This is a genomic window from Paenibacillus sp. plas6 (genome assembly GCF_057221655.1).
Genome location: NZ_CM170151.1, coordinates 3,132,054 through 3,145,321, shown reverse-complemented (window position 1 = coordinate 3,145,321; position 13,268 = coordinate 3,132,054). Strand labels below are relative to the sequence as shown.

4 protein-coding genes are annotated in these 13,268 nt (G+C 39.4%); all 4 read right to left on the bottom strand.

Annotated features, from left to right (window positions below; translation table 11 throughout):
* Positions 1 to 108 precede the first annotated feature (108 nt).
* Positions 109 to 1,035 carry a serine hydrolase domain-containing protein gene (locus AC2TDL_RS13975; protein WP_484696700.1) on the bottom strand — a complete coding sequence of 309 codons (927 nt, stop codon included), beginning with the start codon at positions 1,033 to 1,035 and terminating at the stop codon, positions 109 to 111.
* A gap of 305 nt (positions 1,036 to 1,340) precedes the next feature.
* Positions 1,341 to 4,475 (bottom strand): hybrid sensor histidine kinase/response regulator, encoded by a 3,135-nt coding sequence (locus AC2TDL_RS13970; protein WP_484696699.1) that lies wholly within the window; start codon positions 4,473 to 4,475, stop codon positions 1,341 to 1,343.
* 122 nt (positions 4,476 to 4,597) lie between these two features.
* Positions 4,598 to 6,934: an S-layer homology domain-containing protein gene (locus tag AC2TDL_RS13965; RefSeq protein ID WP_484696698.1), complete on the bottom strand. Its 2,337-nt coding sequence runs from the start codon at positions 6,932 to 6,934 to the stop codon at positions 4,598 to 4,600.
* Positions 6,935 to 7,137: 203 nt separating this feature from the next.
* Positions 7,138 to 13,194, bottom strand: coding sequence for a putative Ig domain-containing protein (locus AC2TDL_RS13960; RefSeq protein ID WP_484696697.1), 6,057 nt, complete (start codon positions 13,192 to 13,194; stop codon positions 7,138 to 7,140).
* Between the last annotated feature and the right edge of the window lie 74 nt (positions 13,195 to 13,268).

The following is a 13,268-nucleotide window of genomic DNA, read 5'->3' as shown; positions in this document are numbered from 1 at the left end:
TCTCTTTCCAAATGCATGATTTTTCAATAGTTATTGTTAGAGCGAAAAATCTATTGAACAACACCTTGTCACTCAATGCTTTTTCATGTACCGGGATTATTTATTTGACTAATTATGTAGCTCTTTGGCAAGCAGAGGATGAAGTTGGGTTCGAAACACGTTTAGTGGTGAATTTGCTTTATATTTTTGGTTGCGAGTAAAAACGACAACAAGATCAGCATTCGGTACAACAATAATGAACTGTCCACCATAACCACGAGCATAGAAATAAGGCATTTTTTCATCTTTCTCACACCACCAATGCCAACCATAGTAACCGCGCTCCGGCTCCTCCACTGCAATGTATGGGGTGGTTGATCTAGTCGCAAGTTCAGATGAAATAACTTGTTGTCCTTCATACTGTCCTTGCTGCAAAAACATAATGCCAAACTTCAGCATGTCTATTGCGCTTAGTTCTATTCCAAAGCCTCCGGTATTTTCTCCTTGCGGACTTACCTTCCAACGATATTCCTTAATGTTGAGCGGATGCCATAAATACTGCTCTGCTAGCTTTGCTAGCCTGAAGCCGCTAGCTTGCTGTATTAAGCTTGCTAATAACTGTGAAATACCTGAGTTATATCTCCATTTATCCCCTGGCTCCGTCGCCAATGATTGCTGTAAAACAAAATTTATCCAATGCTTGCTTCTAGTCATCCTAGGAAAATGATTGCTGCCGCCAAATTCCTGCCATGTAAACCCCGCCGTTAACGTTAACAGATGCTCTACCTTAATAGCTCTTTTCTCTTCATTAGCACTGCTTAGCAATTGAGGGAAATAGGGGGCAATGCTTTCTTCTGGTCCAGGTACTATGCCGCGCTCCAAGCCAATACAATAAAGAGCAGAAACGATGCTTTTCGTACAGGAATTAATCGGCATTAATGTTTGCGATGCTTCAGGTTCATGCTCATAATGATAGATCAACTCTCCCTTAGCATATACAAGACAGCTTGAAACTTTTGCCTGTATCAGATCATTAACAAATTCGCTAGTAATCATTGCTATATCTCCTTAGTACTGCTTCATATCTCTCAGCATATTTTGCTTCATGTTTTATCCTTAAATCAACATGAACGATGATTTTTAGTATAGCTTATTTGTCATTGGTTTACCCTGCTTAGCAAAATTATATTATGTTTGTTAACTTGCCACAGTGCAATCAGATTTATCCAATTAGAAAAAGCTACGCTAAAACTTGCTGAATAAAAAATGAAGAAGCCAGCAAGGCTTAGCGCAGCTATTTTTTATCTTTATTAACTCCATCTTCGTTTTTCAAATCAGTTGTGAATAGCAAAAGCAGCTGCTCAGTTGCTAGCCTTTGCTGCATTTCTTGAGAGAAGAGGTATTTTGAATGTTACTTCGGTACCTTGTCCAGGTTGACTGTTAATCGACAATCCCTCTCGATAATGCTGCTTTAAGCGCAAATTTGTGTTATATAAGCCGATTCCTGATTCTAATTTACCTAACAGCGCTAAATCAATTGTCTCTACACTCATGCCGATTCCGTTTTCCTTAATGAAAAACTGTACAAATGAGTCAACCTGCTTAATGCTAATGAACACATAATGATTATCACTGCGAGATAACGCTCCATGAACAACGGCATTTTCCACTACCGACTGAAGCACTAGCGGGGGAAGCATTAACTCATTAAAAGGAATGTCTTCCTCAACCTCCCAATCAATTTGCAGCTTATTAAAGCGATGCTTATTAATTGACAAATAAGCTTTCACTAACTTTAGCTCCTGCTCTAATGCAATTAAACGATAGGTATGGTTAATGCTGTAGCTGGAACGCAAATATTGAGAAAATTGATCAACAAGCTCAATCATTTGATTTTGATCAATAGCGCTTAATGCAACAATCGAATTAAGAGTATTAACGATAAAATGTGGTTTGATTTGCGCCTGCAGCCATGCAGCCTCCAACCCTAAAGCTTCCTGATGAGAACGCTTTAAACGCACCAAGGTCCTGACTCTTGCATTTAGTTCTATCGCATTTATCGGCTTCGCTACATAATCATTCGCTCCAGCAAGCAAGCCTGCTTCAATATCAAGCACATCACCACGTGCAGTTAGCAGTAGTATAGGTAATTCATTTAACCCATATGTTTCACGGATTATGCTTACTAATGTGGGACCAGACATATCAGGCATCATAACATCACTAATAATAATGTCCCATTGCTGGTCAGCAAGCATTTCAAGAGCTTCCATTCCACTTGTCGCACAGTAAATATCTAGCTCATTATCTCCATTTAAAGTATTGCAAAGGACTTGTAAATTAACAGGTTCATCATCAACCGCCAATATTTTTACTCGTTCACCCTGGTTTTTATTTCCATTAACGGTTTTCAGATTATCTCTGCTATTTGCAGCCTCCTTTTTGTATACAATGTTCGCTTTAATTGGGGTAAGAGAGCTCATATTTCTTTCATTCTCCTGTTTATTGATGTAATTCTCTTGCTGTTCTTTCTTCGCTATTGGGAGACTAAAATAAAAAGTTGAACCCCTTCCTTCTACAGATTTCACCTTTAACTGACTACCATGAAGTTCAACTAGTTGCTTACTTATGCTCAGTCCAAAACCAAAGCCTGTATTAATACTATTATCATTATTTCTTATCGTTTGGCTGTTGCCATCAATATGCTCTAAAAGATCCGAAGCCATCCCACAACCTGTATCGATAACGAAGATTTTTAATTTTCCCTTAGCCTGCTCAGCCTTAATTGTAATACTGCCTCGATCGGTAAATTTGATCGCATTGTGCAGTAAATTAAACATTACTTGCATTAATCTATTTTCATCCGCAATTACAGGAGGATATTGCAGTAAAATTTCGTTTTTAACGATAATTCTTTTACGCTCGATCAAATATTGCAGCGAATCTATCGTTTTCTCTACTAGCTGATACAGGTTAACACTGCCTAATTTTAATTGAATTCCTTTTTCCTTCAGCGTAGAAACATCCAATAAATCGCCTAGCATAATGTTCATTCTTCTGCCGATCGACAACACAAGTTCTAAATTTTGCACACTGCGCTGATCTAACATTGTTTTTTCTTGCTCTAACACTGCTTGGGTTAAATTAAGCATCCCATGTAGCGGATTTCGCAATTCATGGGAAGTACTTGCTAGCAGTTGATCCTTAAACTTATCTTGTCGTTGCAGCTTAGCAGTAAGCTGCTTATTATGCTCCACTGTAGTCAAATAATTTTTAAATATCATAGAGCTTATACAAAACATAATAACTACTAAGTCAAATGGATAAAACAATGTACTAATACTAAGTACCATTTGTGTATATTCCCAGCCAGCAACACAAAAAAATGCAGTGAATAAATAAATCATATATGTATTGCGATGAAACGTTCGAGTTAAAAGAACACCGATAGCCGCAATAATAATCGTGCAGATCATATGAAATGGAAATATGATTAGACTTAAGTTTGGAATAATATCAAATAAAGATAAATCATAACCCACTAACAAAATTGCGATAACGCTTAGTATGCGGGAGGCTATAATAAGTACTCTATTGGACTGCTCATCAATACAGCAGCGCAGTAGTATTATAGAGCCAATAGATAATAATAACCCTTTCAATTTATAGTCCTGGAAATAAGTTAGTGGAACCCATTCAAAAATCAGCTTGCTGCCATTGCCTGCGATTAATAATAATAGGAAAAACAATAGCGCAGACAAATAAAGCAGGCGTTTATCTCGAATCCCCATAATGTAAAGCTGAAATGAATAAATTACATGAAACAATAAAACAACAAATACAAGCCGTTGCAAAATCACTGACCATTTATTATGTTCAACAATGATCGACGTTTCCCCGAATTGCAGCGCCTTTTCTATGCCACTTAATCCATCAATGATGTAATTAGCAGCTTCAATCGTAATATCGATAATCCCTTGTTCATTTGCTTTAGCTTCAACAATATAAGGAACGTTATATGGTGTATATTCCTGCTTATTATCGGCAGGCTGACCAGATGAGCCAACCAATTCTCCGTTAATATATACCCTCGAAGCACTTTGAATACTTGGTATATAAATGGCATAGCTATTCGTATCATTAGCATTAAGCTGAATTTGTAATTGATAGGAGCCATATCCAAAATGGCTGCCTAAAACATTTTTCCAGTTACCTGGTACTTTTATATCTACTGGCTCTATTTTATGGTTTGCTTTATCTGATTCAATAAATGTATTAGGGTAAAACTTCCAAATCCCTTCTAATAATAAAGTCTGCCCGCTTTTGCTATCCCAGGATTGTAAGTTTAGCTTTCCATCTTTTATTTCTCCATGATTAGAAGTGGAAAAATAATATAGCCATGCTCCGTGCAAGCAAACAATGGTTAAAATTACAGCAACGATCCGAAACCATTGCCAAAATTTTCGCCATTGTTCTCTTCTACAATTTTCATTCATTCCTATGCACCCGTCTTTTAATAGAAAAGCTTCCCATAAGTGCAAGTCGTACACTTACCTTTTGGGAAGCTTATCATTTAACCGAACAACATCTTATTACAAATCCAAGTTACATTAATTTTCTACATACGTAATGGCGCTTCCTGTAATTCGGAACGAACCTGTAAATAACGGAAAAAAGCAGTCGCAGCTTCAGCACGCTGAACTTGCTTTTGCGGTAAAAACTTACCGTCTTCTGTCAAACTCATTATTTTTAATCCGACAACAATAGTTGCCTGTCCTTTCTTCTTTATTTTGTCAGAATCTGCAAAATTGTCAACAAAAATATTATCGTATTTCGCTAATGTATTATAGCCAAGCGCTCGTACAATAAGCTCTGCCATTTCTTCGCGTGTAACAGGTGCCTCAGGATTAAAAGAACCGTCTCCAATATCAATTAAGTTTTGCTGTAATGCCTGCTCTACATAGGTAAAGTATTCGGAACTAACTGCCACATCCTTGAAAGAAGCTTTCATTGCTGCTGTCGTATTCATAGTATCGAATCCGTATTTCCCACCATTACGAGCAATGACTAACATTTTAATCAGCTCACCGCGTTTAATTATCTCGTTTGGTCTAACCTTGCCATCAACAACATCTAGCGCCTTATACGCAACCATTAGTTCAAGTTGAGGCTTTGCCCAATGACCCTCAATATCAACAAGTTTTGGTCGTTCAAGCTGAGTAACCTCTCCATTTTCATAAGTACGCCATTGACCACTAGCAGCATCTAAAAAAACTCGTTCGTGCAATTGCTTTTCTGTCAAACGATAAACTAACTCAACCTTAGATTTAGTTTCAAGCTCTTCATTATGATTGAGCTCACCTGCCGCAACAAGCACATTATATTTTTCAATTGACAGCGGCTTACCATCCAATGAATATTCACTAACAACGCGGTACGTTAATTCTGTTCGATAGTAATCTAATAGCTTTTCGATAGCTTCACCTTTCGTAATTGTAGTAGGCGCTTCACTTGGATAAGTATAAGGCTGAATATATGCATCAAATCCAACGACTTTGCCGGTGTTGGCATTTATCGAAACTGAAATCGTGTCATAATCCGCTGTCGCCCCATGAATTTTATGCTTAAACGAAATATAATAGTTTGAAATCGTATTAGCTTCATATTGCTTCGGATCAGGCTTAACCAAGTATAACTCATGCGTTAACCAAGGTAATTGCTTTTTCACGAATTCAGTAGCAGTAGATACAGCATTATCAAGCGAGACCTTTTCTTTCTCTGCTTCATTATTACCGCTGTACAAGCTCACATAATAGTTTTGTAAATATCCTCGCTCGCCATCAACGCTTGCCCAAACTGAACCAATTTCCTTCCCTGCTTGTTTAATCGACCATGTGAAATACCAGCTTGTAAAAGAGTGTCCTGTTTCACTGTCAATTTGTTCATTGTAGCTTGAGTCAGTTAACTCTGAACCCTCTGGCAACAATTTAGCCACTTCCACCTTTGCCAAAGCTTGTGCTTCACTTAACTTGCTAGCACTTGGCTTTGCCGCTAAAGGCTTTTCTGTAACTGGCTTATCCGACACCTCACCATTAAAACGGTAATTGCGATAGGAATCACTGATCTTTTCTCCAGTAGTTGCATTGAGGACTAAAGGTTTTAATGAATAACTTAATATCGGTGTTCCTTTCTCTTTACCTCCATTTGTTAAGACATAAGATAATTCTGGAATGTCTAGCTCTTTTATTTTTGCTGTTGCCTGCTCTATATTGAGATAATTTTCATAGGCAGGGAATGAAATTGTGTCATCCCAAATAAAGCTATATTCAACAATATGTCCTTCACTATCAACAGCAACTTCAATATAGTTATCTAAAAATGTTAAATTGTTTACTATACGGTCAAAGCGGAAATGATGATAAACCGATCCCGTTAATGCTGGCAACAGTTGCTCCCCATAATACTCATTAAGCTTAACTTGTTGCGCATAATCGCCAGCAACTTCTTTAATGAAAGAAGCTGCAATTTCTTGAGCGGCATCCCGCTCTACCTTAAGCGGGTAGCTTGGTTTCACATTAGCATCATTGTTATAGCTGTTGAAGTAAAGAATTTGCGCATTATCCGCATCTATTGTTACATAAATGCTACCAACATATTTACTGTTTACTCGCTTTGCAAAGTCTAACGACCAAATATTACGCGTTCCATTAACAAGTCGATTTGTTGACAAACCAGCTCCTTCTAATGAATAGTCCTGTGGAATATTTAAATTCTTTCTAACCAATTCCTCAGCTTTTTCTTTCGTAAGCGCTGCTTTTATTATCGAGGAACTCTTATTATCGACTGAGTTAGTTTCATTAGCCAATGAATTAGTAACGCTTGAAGCTGGCAAAGCATCAATCGTATTCGCTTTCGCAGTAGGGATCATAGCTGTAAACAAAAACGCTGTTAACAATATAGCTTGCGTCCTGGTCTTAAACTTTATCACTTTCTCATCCCCTTATATTCTTTTTTTAACTTTTAATATTAGACTGGTTATTTACATAAAATGTTGCATTACATACAAATTTTAGATTATTTTATCGTCTTTCTTAAAAAAATGACCCTAGTCTTATAAATAAGACTAAGGTCATTCGCTTCTATAATCTTCGTTATTTCTTAATCAATCAAATCTGATTTTTGCAGTAGTCTTTCAATGATTGCCGCAACTTCTGCACGAGTAATATTTGCCTTTGGATCTAACTGATTATTTTTTCCTGTAATAATTCCCGCACTTACATTGTCTGCAACTCCATCTAATGCCCAGCTTGACACTGTTCCTGCGTCAGTATATCTGTTAATCATATCAGTTACAGCTTGCCCTGCAGCTGCCCCTTGCAGCTTCGTTAGCTTCATTGCTTTGGATATAATAAGCATCGCTTGCTCACGTGTAATATTGTCATTTGGACGGAACGTACCGTCTGTAAAACCGTTAATCAATCCATATTCATATGCAGTTTGAATAACGCCATAATACCAATCACTTTTCTTCACATCGGTAAAACTGCCAGCGCTTGTTGAAATTTGAATACCCAAACCTCTAACAATTATAGCTGCAAACTCTGCCCGCGTAATATCCTGATTTGGATAAAATGTACCCTCACCTTTACCATTGATGATTAAACGAGAGCCCATATTGTTAATCGCATTCTTTGCCCAATGATTCTCTACATCAATGAATTGAACAGGATTCCAAATGAGCGCGTATGTGCTATTACTTATGCTAGAAATAATCGCATAATAGGATTGATTCTCTTTAACGATCTTCGTAGGCACATGTCGAAGTGTTCCATCCTTTTCAACGACAACTGCTGTTGTAACAGAGGTCGGATTAACTTCTGCTGGAATGGTGATTTTACGCTTCATATAGCTGCCGAATTTGTTCAACTCTATTGTTTTACCGTTGTAATTTACGCTAATAGTAAAGTTAAGTGGCGACATTACTAGCACTTGACCATCTTTCTTTACTGCATCCTCAACAGCTTGAGTGACTGATTGCAGCGGCTTTGCAATTTCGAATTTTACTATTAAGTCTTTCAAATCGACATTTGCTCCAAACTGATTAACAATTGCCGCTAAATCAATTTGATCTGCAGCAAGTTCATATAAGGCCTCTTTTGTTCGAATACCGATCACATGATGATAATCGATCAACGTTTGAACCATGCTTCCACTTAATTGTCCAATGGCTACCTCTTGTTCACTGTTTACAATAAGCGTAATAACAGCATGTTCGCCCTCTGTTTGCAAAATTTGCTCAAGCTTCTGTTCATCCACAGCAATAGTAATGATTCTTTGATTATTATTTTTAGTTAATGTTGTCGTATCGATATCTCTCAGTTTACCATTGACAAGTACATCTGTATTAACTACTGGCTGCTCTACTTCTACATCTAGAGAGTTAGAATAATCATAGTTAACTCTAACATTTAATTCTTGCTCATCAGTTAATGCACCGTCACTTACTCGAACTTTAAAAGTAAACGTTTTGCCTGCTTGCGATGAAGTTGGCTTCCATGTAAATTCGCCTGTTTCATTATTGATCTCTGCTCCTTCAGGTGCATCTACAAGTTGATACGTTAACTTACTGCTAGGCACGTCTTTATCAATTGCAGTTGCTGTAAAGGTTAAGATCGAACCGGCTCTAACGCTAGAAACGTTAATTGTATTTAGTTTAGGCGCAGTATTTACTTCGTTAACAGTAACCGTAATTTCCTCTTCATCACTTGCTTCTCCGTCACTTACAACGATCTTAAAGATATACTCACCTGGACCTTGTTCTTCAGTTGGCGTCCAAGTAAATTCGCCTGTTGCTGAGTTAATCGTTGCTCCTGAAGGCACTTCACCTTCAAGTCGGAATTCCAATGTATTTGCAGGCAAATCAATATCTTGTACGGCAGCGATAAACGTCAATAATGTTTCTTCATCTACCGTTTTGTTACCAATTGTACCTAGCACTGGCGGAATATTCACTTCATTCACTTTAACTTTAATAACAGCCTCATCAGTGTCTTCTCCGTCACTTACTACCACTTTAAAGCTATATGTTTGTGGGCCTTGGACTTCGCTTGGGGTCCAGCTGAAAGCTCCTGTTGCTGGGTCGATACTTGCTCCTGCTGGCGCATCAACTAAGCTATAGTTAAGTGGGTTCGCTGGAATATCTGCATCTGTCGCTAGTACGTTAAACGTTAACTCGTCTTCTTCATCCACTTCCTGTTCAGCGATGGCTGCTTTATTTGTAATCACTGGAGCAGCATTCACTTCGTTGACCGTTACTTTAATCTCTTCTTCTGCTGTTAAGCTTCCGTCACTGACAATGACCTTAAAGGTATATACCCCTGGTCCTTGATTTTCTTCCGGCGTCCAGCTAAATTCACCTGTTGCTGAATGAATCGTCGCTCCCGTTGGTGCTCCTTCTAAGCTGTAAATTAAATCCACATTATCTGTATCGCTAGCAGTTGCTGTAAAGGTCAGCTCCGTTAATTCATCGACGACCTTATCGCCAATTGGAGCTAGAACTGGTGCGGCATTTACTTCATTCACCGTCACTGTAATTTCCTCTTCATCACTTGCTTCTCCGTCGCTAACAACAACCTTAAAAGCATATACGCCTGGACCTTGCGCTTCAGTTGGTGTCCAAGTAAATTCGCCTGTTGTCTCATCAATGCTTGCTCCTTCAGGGGCATCCACTAGGCTAAAGCTAAGTGGATTCGCTGGAATATCAGCATCGGTCGCCGTAGCGGTAAATATTAATTGCGTTTCCTCATCTATCGTTTTGTTACCAATTGTACCTAGCACTGGTGGAACATTCACTTCATTCACTTTAACTTTAATAACAGCCTCATCAGTGTCTTCTCCGTCACTTACTACCACTTTAAAGCTATATGTTTGTGGGCCTTGGACTTCGCTTGGGGTCCAGCTGAAAGCTCCTGTTGCTGGGTCGATACTTGCTCCTGCTGGCGCATCAACTAAGCTATAGTTAAGCGTATTCGCTGGAATATCTGCATCTGTCGCTAGTACGTTAAACGTTAACTCGTCTTCTTCATCCACTTCCTGTTCGGCGATGGCTGCTTTATTTGTAATCACTGGAGCAGCATTCACTTCGTTGACCGTTACTTTAATCTCTTCTTCTGCTGTTAAGCTTCCGTCACTGACAATGACCTTAAAGGTATATCCCCCTGGTCCTTGATTTTCTTCCGGCGTCCAGCTAAATTCACCTGTTGTTGAATGAATCGTCGCTCCCGTTGGTGCTCCTTCTAAGCTGTAAATTAAATCCACATTATCTGTATCGCTAGCAATTGCTGTAAAGGTCAGCTCCGTTAATTCATCGACGACCTTATCGCCAATTGGAGCTAGAACTGGTGCGGCATTTACTTCATTCACCGTCACTGTAATTTCCTCTTCATCACTTGCTTCTCCGTCGCTAACAACAACCTTAAAGACATATACGCCTGGACCTTGCGCTTCAGTTGGCGTCCAAGTAAATTCGCCTGTTGTCTCATCAATGCTTGCTCCTTCAGGGGCATCCACTAGGCTAAAGCTAAGTGAGTTCGCTGGAATGTCAGCATCCGTCGCCGTAGCGGTAAATATTAATTGCGTTTCTTCATCTACCGTTTTGTTACCAATTGTCCCTAGCACTGGCGGAATATTCACTTCATTCACTTTAACTTTAATAACTGCCTCATCATGCTCTTCTCCGTCACTTACTACCACTTTAAAGCTATATGTTTGTGGGCCTTGGACTTCGCTTGGGGTCCAGCTGAAAGCCCCTGTTGCTGGGTTGATACTTGCTCCTGCTGGCGCATCAACTAAGCTATAGTTAAGCGTATTCGCTGGAATATCTGCATCTGTCGCCAGTACGTTAAACGTTAACTCGTCTTCTTCATCCACTTCCTGTTCGGCGATGGCTGCTTTATTCGTGATTACAGGTACACTATTTACTTCATTGACAGTGACCTTAATTTCTTCCTCATCACGTAATTCTCCATCACTTACAACTACTTTAAAGGTATATACCCCTGGTCCTTGATTTTCTTCCGGCGTCCAGCTAAATTCACCCGTCTCCGGATCTATCACCGCTCCCGTTGGTGCTCCTTCTAAGCTGTAAATTAAATCCACATTATCTGTATCGCTAGCAGTTGCTGTAAAGGTCAGCTCCGTTAATTCATCGACGACCTTATCGCCAATTGGAGCTAGAACTGGTGCGGCATTTACTTCATTCACCGTCACTGTAATTTCCTCTTCATCACTTGCTTCTCCGTCGCTAACAACAACCTTAAAGACATATACGCCTGGACCTTGCGCTTCAGTTGGCGTCCAAGTAAATTCGCCTGTTGTCTCATCAATGCTTGCTCCTTCAGGGGCATCCACTAGGCTAAAGCTAAGTGAGTTCGCTGGAATGTCAGCATCCGTCGCCGTAGCGGTAAATATTAATTGCGTTTCTTCATCTACCGTTTTGTTACCAATTGTCCCTAGCACTGGCGGAATATTCACTTCATTCACTTTAACTTTAATAACTGCCTCATCATGCTCTTCTCCGTCACTTACTACCACTTTAAAGCTATATGTTTGTGGGCCTTGGACTTCGCTTGGGGTCCAGCTGAAAGCCCCTGTTGCTGGGTTGATACTTGCTCCTGCTGGCGCATCAACTAAGCTATAGTTAAGCGTATTCGCTGGAATATCTGCATCTGTCGCCAGTACGTTAAACGTTAACTCGTCTTCTTCATCCACTTCCTGTTCGGCGATGGCTGCTTTATTCGTGATTACAGGTACACTATTTACTTCATTGACAGTGACCTTAATTTCTTCCTCATCACGTAATTCTCCATCACTTACAACTACTTTAAAGGTATATACCCCTGGTCCTTGATTTTCTTCCGGCGTCCAGCTAAATTCACCTGTTGCTGAATGAATCGTCGCTCCTGTTGGTGCTCCTTCTAAGCTGTAAATTAAATTCACATGATCTGTATCGCTAGCAGTTGCTGTAAAGGTCAGCTCCGTTAATTCATCGACGACCTTATCGCCAATTGGAGCTAGAACTGGTGCGGCATTTACTTCATTCACCGTCACCGTAATTTCCTCTTCATCACTTGCTTCTCCGTCACTCACAACGATCTTAAAGGTATATACGCCTGGACCTTGCGCTTCAGTCGGTGTCCAAGTAAATTCGCCTGTTGTCTCATCAATGCTTGCTCCTTCAGGGGCATCCACTAGGCTAAAGCTAAGTGGATTCGCTGGAATATCAGCATCCGTCGCCGTAGCGGTAAATTTTAATAGCGTTTCTTCATCTATCGTTTTGTTACCGATCGTACCTAATACTGGAGGACTGTTTACTTCATTGACAGTTATCGTAAATTGAGTCTCAGCAGTCAATTCACCGTCGGATACTTGCACGACTATCGTATGTGTACCATCTTGTTCCTCTGTTGGAGTCCAACTGAACAACCCTGTTGAATTAATTTCTGCCCCTAGCGGCGGACTAATCAAACTATATGTTAATGCGTCTCCATCAGGATCACTTGCTGCTACTTGAAAAGAAAGTGTATCTAATTCATCAATAGTTTTATTACTAATCGCGCTCACTTCAGGCGGATTGTTCGATTTATACTCAACCTCTAATCTAGGATAATAAAGTCCTAAGTTCTCAGATTGAGTTGAAGACAGTACAAACGTAATATTTTTATCATTCGTATTATTAGGGTCAATATTACTTTGCGTCAACAAGCTGGTGACATCGATCTTAATCTTAGAAAAAAATTCTATTTTAGGACCGACCTCGCTAAATACTGCTGGAATTGTACCGCTAATAGCAGGGCCTAATTCATCGGGCAAACCATTTGCTGGCCAATTATCCTCTGCCACGGCTATCTTCATATCATACGTAACATCTAATTCTTCAGGTGCCGCTTCAAATACAAAGTAAGCTGACTGAACATTTTCATTAACTTGAAATTTTATCGCACTCTTCTCTACAAAAGTGCCTCTGGAAGAAATAGCTAAACAGTCACAACCCGAAAAATTTTCATCCATTATAAGCCCGTAATAGTAGTTATAGAGCCTGCCAGCTATCGGATTTAGCGTTTCTGGAGAAGCAGAAGTATGTGATGGAGACAACGGAAATAAAGACAAAATTAGAAATAAAGAAAATAAAATTAAAACACTTGCTTTACTTTTCATATAACTTTAACACCCCCAACGGATGAAATAACCAATCACAAAAGCTGCCCTGAAGTTATCAAGGCAGCTTTGTC